This window comes from Streptomyces sp. PTY087I2, from assembly GCF_001687325.1.
Classification (GTDB): domain Bacteria; phylum Actinomycetota; class Actinomycetes; order Streptomycetales; family Streptomycetaceae; genus Streptomyces.
Window position 1 is genome coordinate 291,628 of the sequence record NZ_LZRD01000001.1, and the last position, 24,165, is coordinate 315,792.

The following is a 24,165-nucleotide window of genomic DNA, read 5'->3' on the forward strand; positions in this document are numbered from 1 at the left end:
TCACCCATTTGTCGGAGTCGCCTCAGCCGTGCCGCCCATGACTGCCACCAGGACAGTGCTGTCGCCGAACTGCCAGACAGGCGCGACATGCGCGAAGCCAGCCCGGCGCAGCAGTGCGGCGTGTCGGCACACCGTGACCTGCTCGTCGCCACCGCTGCAGGCATGAAGGGCGTACCGCCGCCGGCGTTCGTCCAGGAGGTCGGCAAGTTCGGGGTCTTGAGCCGCAGCATCCCACCACGATCGCCAGTCCTCCCTGGCGTGGCCCCCAGTGCGCTCAGACCTGCGACGGCCCACATGAGCGGTGAGCTCCGAGCAGGCTGCCACGTCCGGCGGAAAGTGGTCTCCGTTGACCAGGACGCCGCCGGGGCGCAGCAGGGCGGCGAGGGAACGGTAGGTGCGCAGCAGCACCGGCTCGGAAAGGTAGTGCAGGGCGGTCGTCGAGACGGCGGCATCCAGGGGGCGGTCCAGCCCGAGGGCGCCGATCCAGCCTTCCGCGCCGATGACAGTGTCAACGTAGCGGGCGGCGTCGGCATGGTGGGTGCGTCCCAGCTCCAGCAGCACGGGGTCCATGTCCGCGGCCACGATCTCGGCGTGCGGGAACCGATCGGCCAGCCTGGCAGCCAGGGAGCCGGGGCCGCACCCGAGGTCGAGCAGCAGGGGACGGGTAAGCCCCTTGACGGCGTGTTCGACGACGTCCGCGATCACGGTGAACCGCTCCTCGCGATCCACCGCATACCGCTCCTGCTGGCATTCCCAGCGCTCGACCCAGGTCCGGGCCGTCGCCATGCTCACACCCATAGTTCGCGTCACCTCGTCCGTCTCTCGTCCGCGCGGAGGCACCGACGGATCTATAAATGGTAACGATTATCAATTTCATTTCAAGTCAGCGACGCGAGGACAGTCAGCAGGCGGTCGACCTCCTCCGTCGTGTTGTACACGTGCAGGCTCACGCGCACCGACGCGTCTCGGGCGTCGGCTCCAGCCTGGCACAGGTGATCGGCTCGAACCATGAAGCCATGGCTGAAGAGAATGAACCCGAGATCGCCGGAAGGGATGTCGTGGTGCCGGAAGGTGACGATGCCTCGTCGGCGCTGCTCGGCGGGCAGGGCGGAGTCGGCAGCCAGACTCGCCTGACAGCCGAGAACCTCGTACGGCCCGAGCTTCCCGAGCCTGTCCGTCAACCGGGTGGAGAGCATGGTTGTCCACTGCGCGACGCGCTCCGGTCCAATCGCGTCCAGCCAGTCGAGAGCGGCCCGCAGCGAGACGATGCCCGCTGTGTTGGGCGAACCCTGCCAGCCGTCAGGCCGGAACACAGGCCCGCGCGCGTTGCGCGCCCAAATCGCCCCTGAGCCCGGCAGAGCCATCGCCTTGTGCCCGGAGAAGACCACGAAGTCGACGTCGAGAGCCGAATCGTCGACGCGGACGGGCATGTGGCCGACGCTCTGTGCTGCGTCCAGACAGATAGGCACGTCCGGGCCGACCACTTCACGGATGCGGTGCACGTTCATGTCACCGCCATAGACGTGGTGCACGTGGGTGGCAGCGACGAAGCGGGTCCGCGGGCTCACTGCCCGGGCCAGGGCCATATGGTCGTAGTCTCCGGAGCCCCTTTGGTACGGCAGCGCCTGCACCCGGACGTGGATGCCGCGCTCGGCCAGCAGCCTCCGAGCCTCGATCCAGGGGTCGAGATTCGCCCTGTGGTCGCCGTACGGCACGAGGATCTCGTCCCCGTCGGCGAGGTAGGACACGAGCCAGTCGCGGGCGACGGTCCGCAATCCATCGGTGGTACCACTGGTGAAGTGAACTCCGGAGCGGACCGGTTCGGGGTCGTGGAGGTATTCCTTGACTGTTTCCCGGGTTGATTCCACCAGTTCAGTCGTCCGGTTGGCCCACGGGTAAGTGCCGCGGCCGGCGTTGGCGTTCGACGTCGTGAGGTAAGTCTGAACGGCCTCCAGCACGGCATGTGGCTTCTGGGACGTTGCCGCACTGTCGAAGTATGTCAGCTCCGGGTGCGCCGTGACGATGGGAAACTGATTCCTTGCTTCCTGCTGCCAGAACGGGTTCTCAGGGTCCTCAGGTTCTGCGGTTGGACGTGGGCCCTTCGCGCTCATTCGCGCACCAGCGGTGCGCCCGCGTCCCGCCAGGCCACGATCCCGCCGACGAGGCTGCGAACGTCCGGGTGACCCATCCGGGTCAGTGCGGCCGCGTAACGCAGTGACTTCTCGCCGACGGGACAGGCGAGCAGCACAGGAGTGCGCTTGCTAAAGGGAAGCCCGCCGCGGAGAAGGTCATCGAACACCTCGTCGACGATGTTGACCGAGCCCTCGATATGCAGGGCGGCATAGGCGTGCGGACTGCGCAGGTCGACGACGAGTGGGCGGGGGTCGCCTTCGGCAGACCAGCGCCGAGCTTCATCCACCCCGATGACCTGTGCCTCCGCCCGGGCTTCGGCGTCGGTGACGGCTGCCGCAGACCGCCCACGGACCGTTCGGCCCAGGAGTTCCGGGCGCCGCTGACGCACATAGCTGAGATAGCTCTCGGCCCGGTCGCACACGATGAACACCGCCGTGCCGCGTTGCCCCGTTCCCTCCAGCTCGTCGTCGGCAAACCGTAGTTGTCGAACTGCCCCCTGGTAGGCCGCGCCCCCGGTGGGACCGCTCAACAGCCCGCAACGGCGGATCAGGGTGATCATCCCGTCAATGGCCTCGTCCGAGGTGACCGACTCGATGGTGTCGTACGTGGCCGGGTCGAACAGACCGACCTGCTGGACCTCGTCGATGGTGCGAATGCCCGGTATGAAGTCCGATTTGTGGGCGACCAAGCCGAGGACGTGCACGCGTGAGTCGTGCTCGCGCAGAACCTTGGCGACACCCGTCGACGAACCGGCTGTGCCCACGCAGGCGATGAACCAGTCCGGCGCCCGGCCGTCCAAATCCTTCACGATCTCGGGACCGGTGCTCCCCACGTGCGACTCGACGTTGCGGGGGTTGAAGTACTGGTCAGTGTGCAGGTATGTGCTCCCCGGGTCGGACAGCGCCCGGTGAAAGTGCGTCAGTGGGTCGTCCGTGTCGGTCGGATCGAGGCACTCACTACGCCCAGGAAGTTCCTCGATCTCGGCACCGATGAGGAGCAGAAGTTCCTTGATCTCAGGTACGCGCATGCGGTTGGTGACGCTCTTGAACCTCACTCCGTGCATACCGGCCAGCAGGGCCAACGCCTTGGCCGTATTGCCGCTGGAAAGCTCCACAACCGTCCCGCCACTGTCAGTGGCATCCTCCAGGTGGGGCCGGGCCATGTGCCAGGCAGGCCGGTCCTTGACGGACCCGAAGGGGTTGAGCATCTCCAGCTTCGCGTAGAGGTCGATGTTGCGCAGTCCGTGCACGGCGGGATCGATGCGCACCAAAGGCGTGTTCCCTATGGCCTCGGTGATGCTGTCATACCTCATCCGGCTGCTCTCCCAGGGATGTGATCGGCCAGTAGTCCTCGTCCAGGCACCAGTTCCAGGATGTACCTCGACGCTCCACCGCAACTGCCCGCGCGACGGGCTGCCGCTGAGCGCGATGTGCGTGGAAATCCATGGCGTAGCCCGCGGTGTTGACGAAAGCCAGCAGCTCCCCCGCTCGCGGCAGCCGGGGCAGGAAGACCAAGCGGCGAGTGATCAGATCGGCTTCCAAGCACAGATTGCCGGCGAGGTAGACACCGACCGGCTTCCCATCACCGGCCTCGGCTTCAGCCCGCGGCAGCAAGACGGGGTCGACCAGGACTCCGTGCTCTTCCAGGCTCATGTCGCCCGCGTTCATGGCGAGGTGCACCAGATAGTGACCGGACTCCGCGTCCACGGAGCGTACGTCCAGCACGCGGGCGAGCGACAGTCCGCATTGGTCGACCAGAGAGCGGCCGGGTTCGATGTACAGGTCGTGGAGATGCTCCAGCAGGAGAGTGGCAGGCGGGCGGCCCAGCACCGGAGCAGGCAGGGACAGCAGCTCGTCCAGGTAGCCGGGCCCGGCGGTGGGTCGGTACGCGGGATAGAGCGCGGCGGCACCGCGTACTGTGCCGCCCTCATTACGCAGCCCGTATGCGTGTCCACGCCAGGTCAATGGCGGGCGTACACCGAGCACTGCCTCGACGAGCGCGGTGGTCCACTGCTCCCACTCCTCCGCCTCGGCAACGTAGCCAACGCCGAATCCGCCCCCGATATCGAGGACGCGCGGCGTAAGTCCCCGTGCCCGGCATTCGTCCATGAAGAGCACGCACTGCTCCAGCGCCCGCGCCTTCTCCTCGACACCGGTGGTGTCGAGGTGGTAGGCGGCACCGATGAACTCCACTGTCTCCATGTGGCGTTCGAGCGCCGACAACAGCGCCTCCGTGTCCCGTACCGGAGTACCGAAACGACTGCGCCGAGAGAGCTGTCGGGTACCCCCTCCCTCGCGACCGGAGGCGTATTCGAACCCCGAAAGGCGTACCAGCACGGCGACCCGGCCGAGCCCATGCGTGCGCACGAGGCCGGAGAGTCGTTCCAGTTCCCCGGGCGAGTTCAGGTTGACCGTCGCTCCGACGCGGGCCGCCAGCCAGAGGAACGTCGCGTCCTTGGGGCCGGTGGCCATGATGCGGTCGCCGGTGAACCCGCAACCCAGCGCGTGCTTCAACTCCTCCACCGAGGCGACGTCGACACCGACGGTGGCCGGGTCCTCCACCGCCAGTCGCCGCAACAGGGCGCTGGACCTATTCGCCTTGTGGGCGAAATACACCCGCCCGGTGAGATGGTGGCGACCGTAGACGCCCCGGAAGCGGGCCGCGTTCTCGGCTACGGCTCCGGGGAGCAGCACGTTGAGCGGCGACCCCAGGGCGTCGACGAGCGAGTGCAGGAACGACCGGTCCGCCAGCAGTGCGGCAAGCGGCGGCTCCACCCTGGGGCCCAGATACAAAGGTGCGTCCACGTAAGGCCCCTCCCGAGTGCCGGCCGAACGTCGATTCGACGATCGCTCGGGAGTAGTCGTTTCCAGGTACACCCGCTTCTAAGCGTCATCGGTCCGCTTCCGGGGGTGAAGTCCCACGTTTGCGGAGGGAGCGCAATGTCTGTGGCCGCACATGCTCGTTCGGCTACTTGCGAGGCCCGGCGAGGGATGCCGGCGGGGCGGTTCGAGCGTACGGAACGACGATTGCGACAAACGTGATCCTGTGGAACGGAGGTTGGCGGGCACGTTCCAGTCGCCCCGGACAGCCGCCCTCCGCAGGAGCAGCGTCCGGTTCCCTGCCACACGTGCGCTCGTCCGCCGCCTCTTCCATTGCAAGAGACTACGCAGTGGGAGCAGCGCCATCGCCATAGGCAACAGCTGCGGACCCGACATCACAGCAACGGTGACGGACAGAAGCTGCCGAATGAACAGTGCTACGCAGCGGAGCAGCCGATTCCGCCACGAGGCAGACCGGCCGCTCCTCCCCGAAGTCGGGTCAGCGTGCTGCTCCTCAAAGCGACTCAGCCTTTTCCACTGAACCCGCCTCGAAGCGAGAGCGCTCGACGGCGTCGGCCTCGGAGTCGTCCCCGCCATCCTCCCCTTGGGGGCGTCGCCGCCAGAGCCTGGCCAACACCCCATGCCGTGGCGCTATGCCCCAGGAGAGCAGAAAGAACGCCGTGGCCACCAGGACGATGGTGCCCCCCGTAGGGAGATCCAGGCTCCAGGAAAAGTACAGGCCGACAAAGGCAGCGAGACCTCCGAACAGCGGGGCAAGCAACATCATCACGCCCAGCCGGTCAGTGAGAAGTCGAGCCGTGGCTGCCGGAGTGACCAGGAGCGCGAGAACAAGGATGTTTCCAATGGTCTGAACCGAGATGACGACTGCGACCGAGACCATCACGTAGAGCGCAAGGTCGAGCACGAAGACCGGAAGCCCGAGGGCGCGTGCGGACTCGCGGTCGAGCGTGACGGAGACAAACTCCTTGTGGAAGAGGAAGGCGAGCAGGAGCAGTATGACCGTCGAGACAGCGACGACGACCAGGTCCTCGTCAGGGATGCCGGTGATGGATCCGAAGAGGAACTGCTGGAGGGAGCCGGAGTACCCGGGCGAACGACTGATGATCACGATACCGAGAGCGAAGGCCGCGACGAAGAAGACGCCGATGACGCTGTCCTCGCGCAACCGGCGGTTCTGGGAGAAGACGGCGACACCGACCGCAGTCAGAACGCCGGCCACCGCGCCGCCGAGCACCAGGTTGCCCTGGATCACAAAGGCGACCGCGAGGCCCGGAAAGACGGCGTGGGCAACGGCGTCACCGATGAAGGCCATACCTCGGAGTACGACATAGCAGCCGATCACTCCGCATACTGCCGAGGAGAGTAGCGCCACGAACAGGGCTTTAGGAAGGAAGGAGAGCGCAGGATTGAACAGGTCCGCGATGAACTCCTGTGGAGTAAGCATCAGTTGACTCCCAGGGCGGCGAGCAGCGGGCTGCCCGAGCGAATACCGAATGCCCTTTGCCACAGGTCTGCGTCACGGAGATCTTCGGGCGCGCCGGTGGCCAGCACAGTCTTGTTGACCAGGCAGAGCTTGTCGCAGGTGTGCAGGGCTCCTACCAGGTCGTGGGTCGTCATGAGCACCGCTTTACCTTCACGGCTGAGGTCTCTGAAGAGATCAGTGAGCAGTTCCTGGGTGGGGACGTCCAGCCCGGTGAATGGTTCATCCAACAGCAGGACGCGCGGTTCGACGGAAAGCGCACGGGCAACGAGGACGCGCTGCCGCTGCCCGCCGGACAGCTGCCCCACCGGCCTGTCGCGCAGGTCCGTCATGCCGACTCTGGCCAGCGCAGCATTGGCAGCCCGATAATCCGCCACTCCCGCACGGCGCAACCAGCCGATGCGGCGTACGCGCCCCGCGAGAACAGCGTCAGCGACACTGATGGGGAAATCCCACGCAAACTCGTGGCGTTGGGGAACATATCCGACGTGGCGCCGGGATTGCCTGATCGTCGCCCCCGTCACCTGGACTGTGCCCGAGAGCGGCGCGACAAGGCCGAGGACGGATCGCAGGAGGGTCGTCTTGCCAGCTCCGTTGGGGCCAATGAGCCCCATGAAGTCACCCGCCTCCAGTGCGAGGTCAACGTCACGCAGCACCAGTCGTCCCCCCAGAGACACGTTCAGGTCCCGTACGGACAGTGCAGTCACGGCGTGCCTTCCTCGGAGTTCTTCGACTCCGCCGTGGGGAGGTCTGCCCCGGCGATCCGTCGGGCACGGCGGGCGCGCACCGCGGCCGCCGCGACAGCAACCAGCAGGAGGGCCGTCACAGCACCGACGACCAACAGCACCACGGGGAGCGATGAGCTCTCTGAAGAAGCCGACGCCGGGTCATCGTCCGCAGCGCTCGTGACCGACGGCTGCCCAGTCTCCGCTTCACTCGGGGCTGCGACATCGAATGCGTCGTCGACCGCGGTCTCCTCGCCGACAGCGAAACGCAGGGGTGCACGATCGGTCACGCGCTCGCCGCTGACCAGTTCAGCAGAAACCTCGAAGTCCACGACATAGACACCCGGTTCGGTGAAAACCCAATTGGCGTGCGTGTGGGTGTTGACATCCACCCATAGGTCCTGCGCGCCAGACTTGTCACCGTCCCAGAGAACGTCGGGAGCCCCCAGGTCTCCGTTCTGGAGGAACACACTGAAATGACCGGGCCCCTTGACGCTGTGCATGGTCAGAGTCACCCCGCGGTTCACCTTCTCCATGACCTCGGGGTCCTGCGTGTTCCAACCCAGCCAGACGATCTCGGGGGCCTGGGTCTGAGGTATGACGAACACCTCGCTGCCTGGTTCAGCATTCAGGAAGGAGAAGTCCTGGCTGTCGGGAGCCTTCTGCTTGGACTCGTCGACCACCTTGGTGACGACATCCGTAAGGGAGCGCCAGACGGGCGGGGACTTCGAATCGTCCCGTCCTTGGATACGCCAGGTGCCATCGATGAACCGCGGACCGATGTCGACGTGCCCGGCGTCGAGAACAGCCCGGCCGTCCACGTTCTTCTCGGCGGGGTCTACTGTTTGTTTGAGATCGCCGTCGTCGGCGTATCCGGCCGGTGCCAGCAGACAGAGGAGGAGAGGGACGGAAAGTAGGACCGAGGCGAATCGGCGCAAGGGTCTCTGCGGTATGTGCAACTGATGCATGGGGGTTCCTGATTTGTTCGGAGGCGAAGCAGGTCGCTTCACGTTCACTTGGACATGCGCTTCGACGTCGTTCCGCCCAAGCAAGTGCGAAGCGAGTCGGCATTGGCTCGCATCATTTCCGTGTAACTGGTGACGTGCTGGTCGAATGCATCTCCGTAGATCGGGCAGACCTCGACGCTCTTCTCTTTCGCAACTTGCACGAGGGTGCTGGAGCGACTACGGAGATTGGGTTCCAGGAATACGGCGGGGACGTGCAGGTTACTAATGGTCTCGCTCAGCTTTCGCCGCTCCGTCAGGCTCGGCTCAGTGGCCGGGTTCGGCGTCACGAATCCGGCGATGTCAATGCCGTACGCCTCGCCGAGGTAGCCGAAGGCGTCGTGGGTGGTCACGAGATAGCGACGAGATTCGGGGATCTCGGCGATGGTCTCCGCCATGTAGGCGTCGAGCTTCTCCAGTTCCCCGATGTACCGTTCCGCATTGCGCCTGTACGTGATGGCGTATTCGGGGTCGATGTCGATGAGCGTGTCGCGGATGATTTTCACATAGGCGATGGCATTGCGAACGTTCTGCCACAGATGAGGATCGATCTCTCCGTGAACGTGACGTCCGAGGACTGCTTGGGGAAGCTGATGGATGCTCGTGCCGGCTCGACCGAGCAGCCGGAACCGAGGGTCGCCGGGCACCTCTGTCCGCGCCTTGTTCGGTACTTCGATGACAGTCCGTGATGGGTCGTGGATCTCTTGGCGGGCGTCTCCGCCTCCCTCGGGGTCCGCGTAGAGGTAGAGGCTGCCCGGGCCCTTGCCCGTCGCTCGGTCCAAGTCGGTCGTGATGTCCGCGTGCCCGCCGTCAAGCACAGTGGCATCCGCCATTCCCGGCACGGTGTGCGGGTCGACGCCTACCGCGAAGGTGAAGGTGGCCTCCCCCAGCGGCACAGGCTTTGTCTGCGGAGTGGGGACCGCTTCGGCGGCCAGCTGAAGCCGGTAGACGCCAGGGCGGGTGAAGGCCCAACTCATATGGGTATGGGCGTCCGGTGGCAGCACCGCGGTGTCTTTTCGGTATCCGTCGCCGGCATCGAAGCCATCTGAGGAGTCGAAGTACACGCTGGGTTCGCCAAAGGTCTCGGTGAGATACCCGATCAGATCGCCAGGCCCATCCAGGCCGGTGGCCTTCAGCCGTACCTCCGAGGAACGGTCGGCCCCCAGTTCGGCTCCGGTGCCCTTGACCCTGAGGCCGAGCCAGATGGTATCCAGGTTGACGTGCTCAACGAGAGGGATGATCTCGGCGGCGTACTTCACTGCTCGTTCGGCCAGCGAGATGTTCACGACGTCAGCGCGGAGATTGGCATCTAGCGCACGAATGAGGTTTTGCTCCTCCAGCATGAGGTAGTTGCTGAACGCGGCGTCGGCGTAGACGATGTCGCGTACGTCGCGCAAGGATGGCTCGTAACTGTGCGGGTCTCCGCCCTCTGGCACCAGAGCCTTGACATCCACTCGTTCGCCACCAACGTTGCGCGCAAGATCGGCAAGGATTCCGGTCGTCGTGACGACGCGGACCTCCTCCTCCTCATCCTGCGGGCTTGACATTCCGCCGCATCCGCTGACCAGCATGGCCAGCACGGCCGCGGCGGCCGACAGCACCCGCGGCCGTCGCCCTGGACGGCTTCTACCGCTCATCGAAACTGTCAATCTCTCTGTCACTTTTCTGTCGGGCCAGGGGCATGGAGCACCATGCCGGGTGGGGGAGGGGCCGAGCCGGCCCCTCCCCCACCTCGCGCGATGGAGACCTCGGAATCTGGAAGTATCAGCTCCGCGTTGCCTGCTGCCTCCGCATCACGACAAACAGGACGACGCCGGCGACAAGCAGGACCACGCTGCCGACCACCAGCGGCATCGGAATGCCGCTGCCGGTGCTCGCGAGATTGCCTTGTGCGTCGTGCTGGTTGCTGGCGGCCAGCTTGTCCTGCGGGCTGAGTTCACAGTTCTTGCCCTCAGGCGTCTTGCCGACCAGAGCTGTCTGCGTCGTTGTGCCCTTCTGCGCGCCGCCCCGAGCTGGAGCATCACCAACCGCGAAGGTGTAGGTGGCGCTGTTGCTGGTGATGCTCTTGCCGTTGGCGGGGTTGGTGGCCTTGGCCTGAGCCGTGAGGGTGTACTGGCCCGCCTTGCTGAAGGTCCACTGCGCATGCGTGTGCGCCGGGGTCTTCTCCCGCAGCTTGCCGGGCAGTTCGTAACCCCCACCCTCCAACAGCGAGGTCACACCGCCGAAGGTGTTCGTGGTGTACAGGTAGACCTTGCCCGGCCCATTCACGCTCTTGATGTCGATGGTGACATCGGTGTAGCCGCTGCCTGCCGTGCCGTTGGTGTCCCAGCCGGGCCAGATCAGGTCCGGGTCCTGAGTCAGCGGCAGCAAGTAGCCCTTAGGGCTCCCCGGGTAGCCGGACGGGATGTCTGCGGTGAGGGCTTCCGGCTTGACGTGGAGGGTCACTCCCTCGGGCGCACGGGTGACGTGGCTGCCGGTGACGTCCTCCTTGAGGTTCAGCACGAGCTTCGCATCCTTGGCGCCTACGTTGAAGGCGTCGATGTGACCGTGGTCAAGGACGAGTGCCCCTGCCGAGTCCGGCTTCTTCGTTGCCTCACCCTGCTTCTCGACAGGGAGGCAGATCTGCTTGTCACCGCCGCTACCGCCAGAGGTGCTGCCAGCGGTCGCACCGCCGTTTGCCGCGCTTCCTGAGGAGCCGCCCGCCGTGGTCCCGGAGCTGGAGCCCCCGTCCGCGCCCGTCCCGCCGTCAGTGCCGGTACCGCCTGAGTCGCTGCCTCCGCCGTCTGTGCCCGAGCCACCGTCCGTGCCCGAGCCACCGTTTGCCCCAGACGTGCTGTCGCCGCCTCCTGAGGTGTCACCTCCGTGGTCGTCAATGTGCACGGTCACCGGCTCGGAGGATGCGATCACCTCATGGTGTTCGTCGTACAGCTCGGCCTTGATCTGCTCGCCATCCAACTCAGCTGTACCGACGTAGCTGTCTCCGCTTCCGCCGGCGGCCGCCTTCCATTGCGCGTCAGCGCTGTCCCGCGTGTACCAGTGGTAGTGATCCAGGTCGGTCTCGACGTTGGGAATCGCCGTCAATTCGACCTGGTCGCCGGTGTGATAGTGGTCGGCAAGCCCGTCGATCGACAAGCTGGTCGGCTTCGGATCCTCCACTTCACCGACCGAGATGGCGTACGTACCGGTGTTGCTCGTGATGCTCTTGCCGTTGGCGGGGTTGGTGGCCTTGGCCTGAGCCGTGAGGGTGTACTGGCCCGCCTTGCTGAAGGTCCACTGCGCATGCGTGTGCGCCGGGGTCTTCTCCCGCAGCTTGCCGGGCAGTTCGTAACCCCCACCCTCCAACAGCGAAGTTACCGTTCCGAAGCCCGACAGCGTGTACAGGTAGACCTTGCCCGGCCCGCTCACGTCCTGGATGTCGATCGTGACATCCGTGTAGCCGCTGCCTGCCGTGCCGTTGGTGTCCCAGCCCGGCCAGATTAGGTTCTGGTTCTGCGTGAGCGGCAGTACGTAACCGCTCGGGGAGCCGGGGTAGTTCTCCGGGATGTTGTCTATTCGGGCGTCCTCCTTGACGTGCATCAGCACGTCCTCGGCGGCATGCCTGACGTGTGAGCCGGTGACGTCCTCCTTGAGGTCGAGGATGAGTTCGCCCTCCTCGACGGAGACGTTGAAGGCGTCGATGTGACCGTGGTCGAGGAGAAGCGGGTCCGCTGCCTGGGAGGTTCCCCCCAGGGCCACGGACAGGGCGAGGAATGAGGCGGTTCCTAGCCGCCACCTGGAGCGTCTGCGCGCTTCGATCATTCCGGATCTCTCTTTCTGTCAACTTGCTTACGAGGGCCTATCGCCTGATTTGGGCGGCCCTGGAGGCCGACTGTCCGAATCACAGCGCGGTCGGCGCGAGGCTTCCGGAGCAGCAGGATATAACGATAATCGTTTTCATCAAGGCTCTGGGGGTGTCGTCTCGGACACGATTCACCCCTGAAGTGCCGGGTCATCGCACGGACGAGCCCGCACCTCACCCCGGTGCCCGTCACTTGCTGTCCGGCAGCCCTTGATCCTTCTTACCGCGAGCCAAGGAGGGGGTCCTCCCAACGGGCCCAGCCCTCCCGACCGAGCGCCAGCTCCTCATTTCGGAGCAGAGCATCGTCAAGCGCGCTGGCGATGCGCGAGCTGTCCATGCCTTCGCCCGTGAACGTGATTTCGTTGCGGCGCTCGCCGTAGTAGTCATCCCAAAGCCAGCAGGCCATGGTTCGGCGTTGAGGCGTAGCCGACACCCAGGCATCGGACGCGGGAGCTTCCAACCACCGACCCGCCTCGACGATCTCCAAGTGGCCGCCCGCCGAGCGCCACGTGAGAAGCGCATCGGGCCTATTGGCGAGCCAGATGACTCCGCGACTTCGCACAACGCCGGCCATCGCCTCCCCCAGCGCATCGATAAGTCGCTGCGGGTGAAACGGACGCCGCGCCCGCCACACGAAGCCGGAGTCGGAGTGTGGGTACGCCGAGAGGGCGTACGGAGCAGTCACCGGATCCAGCCGCTCAGCCCACTCAGCACGCGCTCGCGCCGCCTGGCGTGAACGCGAGAGGGCATGACCGGCGGCCTTTCGCCCGACGCCGATTGCCTGGAGGGTGGTCATACCCGCCCGCGCGTTGAGGCGACGCAGGGCAAGTGCGGCGTCCCGGTCCGGACCTTCACCGCCTGGTGAGACGTGTGCCAGAACAAGGACATCGGCCGCCTCCACCTGGCGTGCGGCAACTTCGGCCACAGTAAGAGGCTCACCGCAGGATCCCGCGCCCCAGACCTGGACCTGACGGTGCGTACAGGAAATTTCCTCCGTGAAAGCTGCGGGGTCCACACACATAAGGACCGGGGCGGCGTCAAAGTGGTCTTCCAGACTGGCGGCCCCGATTCTGGGCCGCCAGAGATCGAGAAGGAACGGCAGGAGGTCGATCTCCTCGGGCAGCGCCAAGACGACGTGAACCGCCTCGTTCGCACGCCGGAGGGAGATGAGATCCTGCCGCAGGATGATCGCCGGGTCGCCGACCGCACCCGCGGAGGCCGGCACAGGCTTCCGCGCATCACCCGCGTTCACCAAGCGCTGGACTACTGGATAGCGCCCCGAATGCGCCTTCGTCACCGAAACGGAAAGGACGACCAGGTCGGCCTGGGGACACGGCAACCGAGCGATCAGGTCACCGCGGCTCTGCGGCGTATTGCCGATGACCACAGTCAACCTGCCCCTCGGCGAGCCCGTAGACATCAGGTGCCCGAGGCGCGCCAGGCGCGCGAAGCCCGAAGAAGAGACGGGAGGCTTCCCGCGTCGAGCGCACCTTCCATCAGCCACGCTCGAAGCATCTCGGCCTCGGCCGCGCTCGCCACCGGCCCCAGCGGCAGGGCCGCCGCGCTCGGGGCCCCACCTTCCGTGCAGGGCTGCACGATGAAATGCGCGCCTCGGCCTGCCGTGCAGTCGAGAACGCTCCCGAGGCACTGCGTCACCACCATGACGCCATGCGGGCACTCCCGAACAGCTTGACGCAGAGTGCTCATTACCCCCTGGGCAGCGCGGTCACCACAGGTCGCGCAGCTGATCAGGGTGTAGGGACGCAGGACGCCAGCACCAGCCTCGGCATGTCCAGTGTTGCGCATCATCACCCCCTAATGAAAATGGTTTCCATTTGTATATCACGCCCGAGCGGCCACCAGGAGGGCAACCGCCCTCGCGATCAACCGGCACCGAGAACCGGCGGGCGGCTACGAGCCCCACAAGAACCCACGCGACCGACTCGGCCGACACGGGCCGAACAACAGGGAAGCCCACGACCCTCGGCGCACCCACCACCTGCCGCCACGGACGCGACTGCGCGAGCGATCGCACCGCACGCCGACAGGCCCCCTTCGGGCAGCCTCACCGCCGACCTTCCCGCGCGAAGCCCACCCGGGATGCCTATTTGGCAATGGAATCCATTTTCATATACGCTGGCTCAGTCATATCCCAAGGAGATGCGCATGGCTGTCCCCAAACGCAAGATGTCCCGCAGCAACACCCGCCACAGGCGCGCACAGTGGAAGGCCAGCACGCCTCAACTCGTGCCGATCACAGTGGACGGCTCCAGCTACTTGGTGCCTCAACGGCTGGCCAAGGCATACGAGCGCGGCTTGCTGCGTCCCGAGGGGTGAACCGCCCCATGGACGACCGTCGCCTCCCCGTCACCGTGCTGTCCGGGTTCCTCGGCGCGGGCAAGACCACTCTCCTCAACCACGTCCTGAGCAACCGGCACGGTCTTCGAGTCGCCGTGATCGTCAACGACATGAGCGAGGTCAACATCGACGCCGCTCTGGTCCGTGGGGGCGAGGCAGCCCTTTCCCGCACGGAGGAACGGCTCGTCGAGATGACCAACGGCTGCATCTGCTGCACGTTGCGCGACGACCTGCTTGAGGAAGTCGACAGGCTGGCCCGCGAGGGCCGCTTCGACTACTTGCTCATCGAGTCCAGTGGCATCTCCGAGCCCATGCCGGTGGCCGCCACGTTCTCTTTCCCTCGGGATGACGGGGCAACTCTCGGCGACCTTGCCCGGCTGGACACCATGGTCACGGTTGTCGATGCAGCCAACTTCCTCCCGGAACTGACTGGCGGGGACGGGCTCGCCGAGCGAGGGCTTGATCAATACGAGGACGACGAGCGAACCGTCAGCGACCTCCTGATGGACCAGATCGAGTTCGCTGACGTGATCGTGCTCAACAAGCTCGATCTTGTTCCCGCACAGGAATCCGAGCGTCTCCAGGCGGCTCTTGTGCGTCTCAACCCCGTTGCCCGGATCGTCCCCGCCACTCAGGGCGCAATCGAGCCACGCGACATCCTCGGCACAGGGCTCTTCGATGTCGAGCGGGCCCAAGAAGCACCGGGCTGGGTCAGGGAACTCAACGGAGACCACATCCCGGAGACCGAGGAGTACGGCATCTCCTCGACCGTGTTCCGATCCGAGCGCCCCTTCCACCCCGGTCGGCTCTGGAGTCTTGTGACTGAGCACTTGGACAGTGGCCGCTTCGGCCAGGTGCTCCGGTCGAAGGGATTCTTCTGGCTGGCCAGTCGGCCCCGCGTGACGGGACTGTGGTCTCAGGCGGGCGCCGTCGCCCGCTTCGAACCGTCAGGAGCCCGGGACACGGATACAACGCAAGGTCAAGAACTGGTCTTCATCGGCACCGGACTGCGGGCCCAGGCGTTGCAGGATGCCTTGAGGGAGTGCCTTCTCACCGACGGCGAGACCGCCCCCCTCACCGACTCATTCCCCGCTTGGGAGACCTACGGCCTCGACGATGCGTGTGAGCACGAAACTCCCGACTCGGGTCGGGCGGTGGTCGCAGCCACGGCACCGCCCGATCCGGCAACACACCAGCCGCCCTGGCATCCACACCCGTGGACGCCGGGGCGGCTCCGGTCGTGGCTCCTCGCTGCGGGCACCTACAGAATGGAGACCGACATGTCCGACCGACAAGTTCGCTTGGGCACCATCCAGGAGACTCTGCTGATACCGCTCTACGGGCGCGCGGTGGAGAACCGAAAGGCCGATGCCGCCTTGCGCGACCCGAAGGCTGAGGAGATGGTCCATTCGATCGACTACGACTTCACCAAATTCCACGAACTCCCCAGTCTGGCCGGCTCGGTGCTGCGCACCGTGTTGTTCGACGCCTGGGTGCGTGCTTTCCTCTCCGAGAATCCCACTGGGACCGTCGTGGAACTCGGCACTGGACTCAACACCCGCTTCGAGCGCGCTGACAACGGAAGGGCTCGATGGTTCGATCTCGACCTACCCGATGTGATCGCGCTGCGCCGGAGGTTCTTCGAGGACACCCCCCGAAGGAGGATGATCGAGGGGTCCGTAACGGATACGGCCTGGACGGACATCGTCACCGCACAGGGAGACGGCGGCCCCCACCTCTTCTGCGCCGAGGCGGTCCTGCCCTACCTCGACGAGGCGGATGTGCAGCGGGTTGTGGCTCTGATCGCTGACCGTTTCCCCCACTCTCTTCTGGCGCTCGACACCGCCGGACCTGGCATGTACGACGCCCAGGACGAGCACGACGCACTGAGCAAAGTCGAAGCGCGCATGCGGTGGTCGTGCGGCGACCCGGCCCACGTCGCCGATTGGGTGTCAGGCGGACAACTGCTCGCCTCGCATACGCTCGCCAACCTTCCGCCAGCTCTGTTCGATCGCCTGCCGGCCGCATATCAGGAGACGTGCAGCAGCCTCGCGAAGATGCGACTCCCTCAGGTCGAGGACTATCGACTCAGCCTCGTCCAGCTCCCGTAGGGCATAGAAGGCACTTCCACACGTCCTTCGAGATCTCCCCAACCTCCATCCTGCGCTCGGCAGCAAGGGCTCCTCGGTAACGAGCGGACGCACCGCTGGGAGATACGGCTGGCCCGGATGGGGACGCCACTGGGGTCTCGGTCGACGTCCTGGTACTCCACAGGACGTCGACCGCGCTCACCGTAATCTCACTGTCCCGTAGAACCGCTGGACAGGAAGAGCCCGGCTTGAATGGGGGCGTTTCTCAATTCCCTTCGACGTCAAGCAACGGATCGTGTATCGAAACCCACCCTTCCCGCCCGAGAGACAGTTCGTGGTCCGTCAGCAGTGTCGCGTCGAGGGTCGAGCGCAGAAGTTCCTCATCCAAGTCCACTCCCGTGAAGACGATCTCGTTGCGCCTCTCTCCGTAGTAGTCGTGCCAGAACCAAGATGCGAGAGTGCGCCGTTGCGGCGAGGCCGCCTCCCACGCCAGGCGGTCATCCGGCCCCAGCCAGCGGTCCGATTCCCTGAGTTGCAGGTGAGGCCCGGCTGAACGCCACGCCAGTACCGCGTCAGGCCGATTGCAGAGCCACAGATGCCCCTTACTGCGCACGACCCCTTGCATCACCGGATGAAGAGCCTCCGCCAACCTCTGGGCATGCACTGGTCGGCGAGAGCGCCACAGCACCGATCGAACCCTCTGACCGCTCTCCCTCCGAAGTCCGACGGTCGTCACGGGCTCCAGACGCTCGAGCCAGCGGTCGACGAACCCAGCAGGAGCACATCTCATGAGCGCCTCCCCCGCCGCACCCTCATCTGATGGTAGGTAGTCGGCAGTTGCGTTGAGCTGCCTTGCCAGTGCAGCTGCGCCCTGGGCACTCGAGTTCTCGTCGCCTCTGGAGAAGAACATCAGCACGTCCGCCGACTCGATCTGTCGCGCCGCGACTTCGGCCAGCGTGAGGGGGGAGCCGTAGCCCCGGCCCTCCCAAACGGGGGTGGCCCGGTGAGCGCATGCGATATCTGACAGAAGTCGGGAAGGGTCGACCCCCACAAGGACAGGCCCGGAATGGTAGTGATCGCCCAGGCTGCGGCCATCGTTCCCGGAACGCCAGAGCTCGACCAGGAAGGGGAGCACGTTCGCGTCGTCCGGAAGAGCCAGGACTACGTGGCCGCGTCCGGCGACCCGGTGGAGGGACAGGAGGTCCTGCCGGACAATCACCGCCGGCCGTCCCGTCGCAGCCTGAGGCGGGACCGCCAAAAGCCGCGGGTCCACCCCTGACATACTGCGCTGGACTATCGGCTGCCCCTCGCCCCCGTCCTGCACCGCCACGGCAATGACGACAGCTTGCGGTGAGACGCTCAGGATCCGCTCCACAGCCCGCCGCCGAGCGTCAGGCGTGTTGCCCGTAACGACACTGAGCAGCCCCTTGGATCCCTCCGTCGACATCAGTTGAACCCTGCAGTGCGGCGCGAGGCGGCTGCCGCCCGCAGAGAGTTCGGCAGCAGACGTCCACGCGGCATACCAGCACGTAGCCAGTCCGCGACGCGAGTCGCGTCGTCTTCAGTCACCATGGGCCCCAGCCTCGTCGCAGGTCCTGTCGGGCGACGCTGCACGGTGCACGGCTGCACGGCCGCGTACACGCCCGTTTGCTCTCGGCAGTCCAGAAACCGGCTCAGACAGCCGGTGGTCACCATGACGCCGTGAGAACACTGTCGGACTGCGCGCCGCAGGACTTCCGTGACATCGGCGCCCCTACCGTCGCGGCAGAGGGTGCACAGCACCAACGTGAAGGGGCGGCTTCCATCTGCCGCTTCCGAACGGCCCGGCTGCCTCTCCATGGACCTCACCCCTCTTAATGGAAATGGTTTCCATTTTTATAACACGCCTCACACCCTCCGGAGCGGCACGCGACGCAAGACGAGACGCGCCATGACGGAACTCACAGACACGCAGATCGACCGGATAACCTGAGACCTCAGGTAGGTCAAATGCCACAAAATAGGGGTAAGTCGCAAATATGGCACCTGAGCTAGAGCCCGCGCACCGCGCCGTCGAGCCGGACGAGGAAGGTGCGAACCGTCTTATCGACACCACGACCGGGGTCGGGGTAGCTGTCTCCGTGCTGGTCCTCGGGGCACTCCTGATCCAGGGTGGTGCCATCGGCTGGTTGGACCGCCCAGGATTTCGTGCCTGGCAGACGACCTGCGTCGCCATCGCGGTCCAGGCGATGCCGTTCCTCGTGCTGGGCACGCTCATCTCCGGCGCCATCAACGCCTTTGTACCTGCGGAAGCCTTCAGCAAGGCCCTACCTCGGAAACCTCAGCTGGCAGTACCCGTGGCCAGTGCGGCCGGAGTCGTCCTGCCGGGCTGTGAGTGCGCTTCGGTACCCGTGGCCGGAAGCCTCATCCGGCGCGGCGTCCCGCCCGCCGCGGCCTTCGCCTTTCTCCTGTCCGCTCCAGCCGTGAATCCGATCGTGCTCATCTCCACCGCCATGGCCTTCCCGGGCAGCCCCGAGATGGTGGCTGCGCGGCTGATCGCCTCCCTCGCCGTCTCCATGACCATGGGATGGCTATGGCTTCGGCTCGGCCGCCCGGAGTGGCTCCAATTGTCGGCAGCAAACCGCGGGCACCGGACAGGGCACAGCCGGTGGTCCGAGTTCCGGCTCGGGTTTCAGCACGACTTCCTCCACGCCGGCGGCTTCCTCGTGCTCGGCGCGATGGCTGCCGCGACCTTCAACACCTCCATGCCACGTTCATGGTTGGAGACGTTCTCCGGCTCGGTATGGCTGTCCGTGCTCTTCCTTTCGGTGCTCGCCATCGTCCTGGCCGTGTGCTCCGAAGCGGACGCATTCGTCGCAGCCTCCCTGACCGGATTCTCACCGACCGCGCGGCTTGCCTTCATGGTGGTCGGCCCGATGGTCGACGTGAAGCTGGCCGCCCTGCAGGCAGGCACTTTCGGCCGCGCTTTCGCCCTTCGCTTCTCGATGGCCACTGCCGTCGTCGCCATCGCCACCAGCACCGTCGTAGGGTGGTGGTTCTTGTGAGGCGCGCGACCCAACCACTCCTGCTTCTACTGACCGGCGTCGGCCTCCTGCGCATCTCGCTGTTCGACGACATCTATCTGCGCTACGTGAAGGCGGGCCTCCAGCCCTTTCTCGTCATCTCGGGCCTCGTGCTTCTTGCCGCCGGGATGGTCGGCATCGTCAAGGAGATGCTTCCCGCGCACGTCGGCACCCGATCGACCTCACCGACCGAACATGGCGCCTCGGATGCACTCCCGATGAGCCGTCACTCCGTGGAGCACGACCACGGCCATGCCCATAGCCCCCGAGTCGCCTGGTTGCTGCTGCTCCCGACGCTGGCTCTCCTGTTCTTCGCGCCTCCCGCGCTCGGTTCTTACACGGCGGCCCGCGGCAGCGACAAGGTGGTCGAAGCCCACGGCCGCTTCCGCCCTCTGCCGGAGAGCGGCGATGTCCCGCTCTCCCTCACCGAGTTCACCGCCCGGGTCCAGCAGGACCGCGGAGGCACCCTCCCCGAGCGCCGTGTCGTCCTGCAAGGGTTCGTCACCCCCCGCGAGGACGGCTCCTGGGACCTGACGCGGCTCTTGATCGCCTGCTGCGCCGCCGATTCCCAGTCTCTGACAGTGCGCATGCACGGTGTACGACCCCCACCGGCTGACGCATGGGTCCGGGTGACGGGATCCTGGCACCCGAAGGGCGTCTTCGGCACACCCACTGCCACCGTGGCGTTGGACGTCTCGGATGTACTCCGAATCACCCAGCCCTCCGCCCCGTATATCGACCGGCCTCCCAGCGACTGAGACTTCACCCCTGAGTGTCGAGTGCAGCGCACCCGTTGCGCCTGAACCGCGCTCTCCGGCACCCGTTGAACCACTCCTAGCGGCGGCGCGGAATCTGCCAGACGTGCTCAATCGCCTCATCAGTGAGAACCGCGTCCGGATGCCCGCTACCGGAAAGCCGCCCATCCTGGAGGAGCAGTACATGGTCGGCCGCTCTGGCCGCCTGTAGATCATGGGTGGCCTGCACCACCGTGCCCCCGCTCGCCACCACCTCGGCCAGGACGTCCGAGATCAGGCCCTGAGCCGTCACGTCCAGACCGGTGGTCGGCTCGTCGAGCAGGAGAAGGTCGGCCTCCTGCGCAAGCCCCTGGGCTACCAGCGCACGCTGACGCTGACCACCCGACAGCTCCCCCAGCTGCCGACGGGAGAGGTCAGCGATGTTCAGCCTTTCCATGCTGGACTCGACAACTGCCCAATCAGCGCTGCTCAACCTGCGCCACGGGCCGAGGTGGGCCCACCTTCCCATCGCAACCGTTTCCCGCACCGTGAGGGGGAGCACGTCGGAGACCCTGCTCCGCTGGACCACGAAGGCCGCACGCCTGGCCGAGTGGTGCTCCACCTCTCCGGCCGTGATCTGGTTCACTCCCGCGATCACTCCCAGGAGCGTGGACTTCCCGGAGCCATTGGGCCCGACCACAGCCGTCGTGGCGAACGCCGGTATCTGCGCGGTCAGTTGCGAAAGGACCCGCCGACCGGGGTATCCGGCGGCGACCCCGGCGAGCACCACTTGTTGACGCACTTCGACTCATCCCATCACGCTTGTTTGTAGTGATAATGATTTTCATTGTAGTGTCCCGCTACATGGAATGGTTGCTGGGCCCCTTCGAGGTGGCCTTTGTCCAGCGAGCCCTGTGGGGCGGCATCCTCGTGTCTCTGATCTGCGCTCTTGCCGGAACCTGGGTGGTCCTCCGAGGCATGGCCTTCTTCGGGGACGCCATGTCGCACGGGATGCTGCCAGGGATCGCGCTCGCCTCCCTCCTCGGAGGGAACCTGCTACTCGGAGCGGCGGTCAGTGCGGCCGTGATGGCCCTCGGCGTCAGCGCTCTCAGCCGCACCCCACGGCTCTCACAGGACACGAGCATCGGCCTGCTCTTCGTGGGAATGCTGTCGCTCGGGGTCATCATCGTCTCCAGGTCGCAGTCGTTCGCCGTCGACCTGACCGGGTTCCTCTTCGGCGACGTGCTCGCCGTGCGACCGAGTGACCTTGCCTACCTCGCGATAGCCCTGGTGGCGGCACTGGCAGTCTCCGCAGTTGGCTACCGGCCCTTCGTCGCTCTCGCTTTCGACGAGCGCAAAGCGCACACGTTGCACATGCGACCACGCGTCGCACACGCGGCCTTGCTCGGCCTACTCACGCTGGCCATCGTCGCCTCCTTCCACGTTGTGGGGACTCTGCTCGTCTTCGGCCTGCTCATCGCACCTCCCGCAGCGATGCTGCCGTGGGCTCGACGTATTCCGATGATCATGCTCGGTGCAGGATGCCTCGGGACCACCGCCACCTTTTTCGGGTTGCTGCTCTCGTGGCACCTCCACACGGCTGCCGGAGCGACGATTGCCGCAACCGCGGTCCTCCAGTTCCTGATCTCCACAGTGGCTTCCGCCCTCCGCGACAGACGCTCCCAGTACGCGCGCCCCGCCTCCCGCCTAACTCCCCGTACGGAAATGTCCTCATGACAACCCTCAGGAAGTCCCGAACCGCCATCGTCCTGCTCGCCGTGCTCGCCGGCGCTGCTCTGCTCTCCGGCTGCCAAGGTGGTAACGGTGATGCGGCAGACCGAAAGCCCCAGCCCTCAGCCACCCCGCACGGTTATATCGAAGGGGCCGAGGAGGCTGCGGAGCAGCAGTCTCGCCTCGTGATCGCCGACGCCGGCACCGGCTCGATCCGCACGCTGGATCTCATCACCGGCGACGTCAAGCCGCTCAAACCGGCAACCGGCGTGAAGGCGATACGCACCGACGGCCGTTTCGCCTACCTCAGCACCGGAAACGGCACCCGCGTGGTGGACAGCGGCGCATGGATGGTCGACCACGGCGACCATGTTCACTACTACCGAGCTGCCATACGTGACGTCGGAACCATTCCGGGAGCCTCACCAAGAGCCATCCACAGCGATCCAGCAGTCACTGCGGTCACCTCATCCAGCGGCGCGGCCCGACTTCTTGACCGCAAGGTGTCCGAGGGAGGTGCGGTTGGAGACAGCCGCTCCCTTCCCGACGCGGGCTCCGGAGCTGTCGTTCCCTACAAGGAGCACCTCCTCGTCGCGGGAGCCGGGGCGGCGAACACTTCCGTAGAAGTGCGCGATCGGAAGGGCGCAAGGGTCTCCTCGCTCTCCGAGCAGTGCCCGCAGCCGCACGGAGAAGCAGTGACGCGCCGAGGCGTGGTGTTCGGCTGCTCGGACGGCGCTCTCCTAGTCAGCGAGAAGAAGGAGACATTCACCGCGGAGAAGATCCCTTACAACAGCGATGTCGACGCTGGGTACCGCGCGCTGGAGTTCCGCCATCGGCCCGGCAGTACGACCCTGGTGAGCCCGTCCGGCAGGGACGCGGTGTGGGTGCTCGACGTGACCAAACGCTCGTGGAAGCGCATCAATACGGGTCCCGTCATATCGGCCAACACGGCAGGAGAGGGCTCGCCCCTGCTGGCGCTCGGTAAGGACGGCGTCCTCGCCGCCTACGACATCTCCACGGGCAAGCGGACCGCCGACAAGCGGGTGCTCACCACACCGCTCGATTCCTCGTCCATACAGGTGGACACGAGCCGTGCGTACATCAACGACGCCGCTTCGCGGAAGGTCTACGAGGTCGACTACAACGACCAGCTCCGCATGGCTCGGACCTTCAAACTCGACCTCTCCCCCACACACATGGTGGAGACCGGCCGATGACCGCCCGCACAGGATTCCGCCCGAGCCGCTCTCCCCTGGCACTCATATCTCTCCTGGTCTCCCTCGCCTGCCTGTCCGTAACACTGGTCGGCTGCTCCACAAATGGTCAGGGGCGCCCCACTGTGGTCGTCACCACCAACATCCTGGGTGACATCACACGCAATATCGTCGGCGACGAGGCCGATGTCACGGTGCTCATGAAAGCCAACGCCGACCCGCACTCCTTCGGCATCTCCGCCCCGCAGGCCGCAGCCATCGAACAGGCCGACCTCGTCGTCTACAACGGTCTCGGCCTGGAGGAGAACGTACTGCGCCATGTGGAGGCCGCGAGGGAATCCGGCGTCCCCACTCTGGCCGTCGGAGACTCCGTCGCCCCCATCACCTACGTAGCCGGCGAGTCGGCAGACGAGCCCGACCCTCACTTCTGGACAGACCCCAAGAGGGTCTCGGACGCCGTGGAGCTCATCGCCGAAGACCTCATCGAGCACGTGAAGGGGGCCGACAGGTCAGCGATCGAGCGGAACGCCTCCGCCTACGGTGCGAAGGTTTCCGAACTCACCCGGTGGATGCGGGAGCGCTTCGATGCGATCCCCGCTGAAAGCCGCCAACTGGTGACCAACCACCACGTGTTCGGATACCTGGCACAGCGCTTCGACTTCCGAGTGGTCGGCGCTGTGATTCCCAGCGGGACGACTCTTGCCTCACCCAGCGCCTCAGACCTCAAGTCCCTGGCCGGCGCGATCGAGAAGGCGAACGTCAAGGCCATCTTCGCAGACTCCTCTCAGCCGGACCGGCTCGCCCACGTACTCAAGAACGAGAGCGGGATCGACGTACGCGTCATGAAGCTGTTCTCGGAGTCTCTTACGGCCGAAGGCAAAGGTGCGGCCACCTACCTGGAAATGATGCGCGCCAACACCACCGCCATCGCTGAGGGCCTCAACCCCCGATAGACG

Annotated in this window: 18 protein-coding genes and 2 pseudogenes; 8 read left to right on the forward strand and 12 right to left on the reverse strand. The window is 65.8% G+C overall.

Annotation, left to right across the window (positions count from 1 at the left end; translation table 11 throughout):
• The 10 genes from A3Q37_RS01345 to A3Q37_RS01390 form a co-directional block, all read right to left on the reverse strand.
• Positions 1-798 carry a class I SAM-dependent methyltransferase gene (locus tag A3Q37_RS01345; protein WP_065476374.1) on the reverse strand — a complete coding sequence of 266 codons (798 nt, stop codon included), beginning with the start codon at positions 796-798 and terminating at the stop codon, positions 1-3.
• An 80-nt stretch (positions 799-878) separates the two neighbouring features.
• On the reverse strand, positions 879-2,111 hold the full coding sequence (locus A3Q37_RS01350) for an aminotransferase class V-fold PLP-dependent enzyme (RefSeq protein ID WP_065476377.1): 1,233 nt from the start codon (positions 2,109-2,111) through the stop codon (positions 879-881).
• On the reverse strand, positions 2,108-3,445 hold the full coding sequence (locus A3Q37_RS01355; protein ID WP_065476382.1) for a pyridoxal-phosphate dependent enzyme: 1,338 nt from the start codon (positions 3,443-3,445) through the stop codon (positions 2,108-2,110). The genes A3Q37_RS01350 and A3Q37_RS01355 overlap by 4 nt, the downstream gene beginning before the upstream one ends.
• The gene (locus A3Q37_RS01360) at positions 3,435-4,937 is read right to left on the reverse strand and encodes a Y4yA family PLP-dependent enzyme (protein ID WP_065476385.1); all 1,503 of its coding nucleotides are present in this window, start codon (positions 4,935-4,937) and stop codon (positions 3,435-3,437) included. The genes A3Q37_RS01355 and A3Q37_RS01360 overlap by 11 nt, the downstream gene beginning before the upstream one ends.
• Before the next feature lie 529 nt (positions 4,938-5,466).
• Entirely contained in the window at positions 5,467-6,417 is a 951-nt protein-coding gene (locus A3Q37_RS01365) for an anchored repeat-type ABC transporter permease subunit (RefSeq protein ID WP_065476388.1), read from the reverse strand.
• Entirely contained in the window at positions 6,417-7,160 is a 744-nt protein-coding gene (locus tag A3Q37_RS01370; protein WP_065476391.1) for an anchored repeat-type ABC transporter ATP-binding subunit, read from the reverse strand. Before A3Q37_RS01370 ends, A3Q37_RS01365 begins: the two co-directional genes overlap by 1 nt.
• Positions 7,157-8,146, reverse strand: a complete 990-nt coding sequence (locus A3Q37_RS01375; RefSeq protein ID WP_065476397.1) for a choice-of-anchor M domain-containing protein — start codon at positions 8,144-8,146, stop codon at positions 7,157-7,159. Before A3Q37_RS01375 ends, A3Q37_RS01370 begins: the two co-directional genes overlap by 4 nt.
• Positions 8,147-8,190: 44 nt before the next feature.
• Positions 8,191-9,783, reverse strand: a complete 1,593-nt coding sequence (locus A3Q37_RS01380) for an anchored repeat ABC transporter, substrate-binding protein (protein ID WP_255311698.1) — start codon at positions 9,781-9,783, stop codon at positions 8,191-8,193.
• A gap of 163 nt (positions 9,784-9,946) precedes the next feature.
• Complete coding sequence (locus A3Q37_RS01385; protein ID WP_079137596.1) at positions 9,947-11,980, reverse strand: choice-of-anchor M domain-containing protein; 2,034 nt, start codon at positions 11,978-11,980, stop codon at positions 9,947-9,949.
• Positions 11,981-12,240: 260 nt separating this feature from the next.
• The gene (locus tag A3Q37_RS01390; protein ID WP_255311707.1) at positions 12,241-13,407 is read right to left on the reverse strand and encodes a GTP-binding protein; all 1,167 of its coding nucleotides are present in this window, start codon (positions 13,405-13,407) and stop codon (positions 12,241-12,243) included.
• Positions 13,408-14,186: 779 nt separating this feature from the next.
• Between A3Q37_RS01390 and rpmF the strand changes: the two genes are divergently transcribed.
• The 3 genes and pseudogenes from rpmF to A3Q37_RS37060 form a co-directional block, all read left to right on the forward strand.
• On the forward strand, positions 14,187-14,357 hold the full coding sequence (gene rpmF, locus A3Q37_RS01400) for a 50S ribosomal protein L32 (protein WP_065476412.1): 171 nt from the start codon (positions 14,187-14,189) through the stop codon (positions 14,355-14,357).
• A gap of 8 nt (positions 14,358-14,365) precedes the next feature.
• Positions 14,366-15,520: pseudogene (locus tag A3Q37_RS37055) on the forward strand (GTP-binding protein); the annotation flags it as partial.
• 207 nt (positions 15,521-15,727) lie between these two features.
• Positions 15,728-16,489 (forward strand): annotated as a pseudogene (locus A3Q37_RS37060) (class I SAM-dependent methyltransferase); the annotation flags it as partial.
• A gap of 244 nt (positions 16,490-16,733) precedes the next feature.
• Here the strand turns inward: A3Q37_RS37060 and A3Q37_RS01410 are convergent.
• Positions 16,734-17,915: a GTP-binding protein gene (locus A3Q37_RS01410; RefSeq protein ID WP_255311699.1), complete on the reverse strand. Its 1,182-nt coding sequence runs from the start codon at positions 17,913-17,915 to the stop codon at positions 16,734-16,736.
• A 571-nt stretch (positions 17,916-18,486) separates the two neighbouring features.
• On the opposite strand from A3Q37_RS01410, the gene A3Q37_RS01415 reads away from it, so the two are divergent.
• Both A3Q37_RS01415 and A3Q37_RS01420 read left to right on the forward strand, forming a co-directional pair.
• The gene (locus A3Q37_RS01415; protein ID WP_079137599.1) at positions 18,487-19,512 is read left to right on the forward strand and encodes a permease; all 1,026 of its coding nucleotides are present in this window, start codon (positions 18,487-18,489) and stop codon (positions 19,510-19,512) included.
• A complete protein-coding gene (locus A3Q37_RS01420; RefSeq protein WP_255311700.1) occupies positions 19,497-20,288 on the forward strand; it encodes a TIGR03943 family putative permease subunit in 792 nt (263 codons plus the stop codon). Before A3Q37_RS01415 ends, A3Q37_RS01420 begins: the two co-directional genes overlap by 16 nt.
• Before the next feature lie 76 nt (positions 20,289-20,364).
• On the opposite strand, the gene aztA is transcribed toward A3Q37_RS01420, so the two are convergent.
• Positions 20,365-21,066, reverse strand: a complete 702-nt coding sequence (gene aztA, locus A3Q37_RS01425; protein ID WP_065476414.1) for a zinc ABC transporter ATP-binding protein AztA — start codon at positions 21,064-21,066, stop codon at positions 20,365-20,367.
• Between the two features lie 62 nt (positions 21,067-21,128).
• Between aztA and aztB the strand changes: the two genes are divergently transcribed.
• Genes aztB through aztC form a run of 3 tightly spaced genes read left to right on the forward strand, consistent with a single transcriptional unit; the run spans position 21,129 to position 24,162 of the window.
• Positions 21,129-22,001 (forward strand): zinc ABC transporter permease AztB, encoded by an 873-nt coding sequence (aztB, locus tag A3Q37_RS01430; protein ID WP_065476733.1) that lies wholly within the window; start codon positions 21,129-21,131, stop codon positions 21,999-22,001.
• Entirely contained in the window at positions 21,998-23,212 is a 1,215-nt protein-coding gene (locus tag A3Q37_RS01435) for a hypothetical protein (RefSeq protein WP_065476417.1), read from the forward strand. Before aztB ends, A3Q37_RS01435 begins: the two co-directional genes overlap by 4 nt.
• The gene (aztC, locus tag A3Q37_RS01440; RefSeq protein ID WP_065476420.1) at positions 23,209-24,162 is read left to right on the forward strand and encodes a zinc ABC transporter substrate-binding protein AztC; all 954 of its coding nucleotides are present in this window, start codon (positions 23,209-23,211) and stop codon (positions 24,160-24,162) included. Before A3Q37_RS01435 ends, aztC begins: the two co-directional genes overlap by 4 nt.
• Positions 24,163-24,165: the final 3 nt, after the last annotated feature.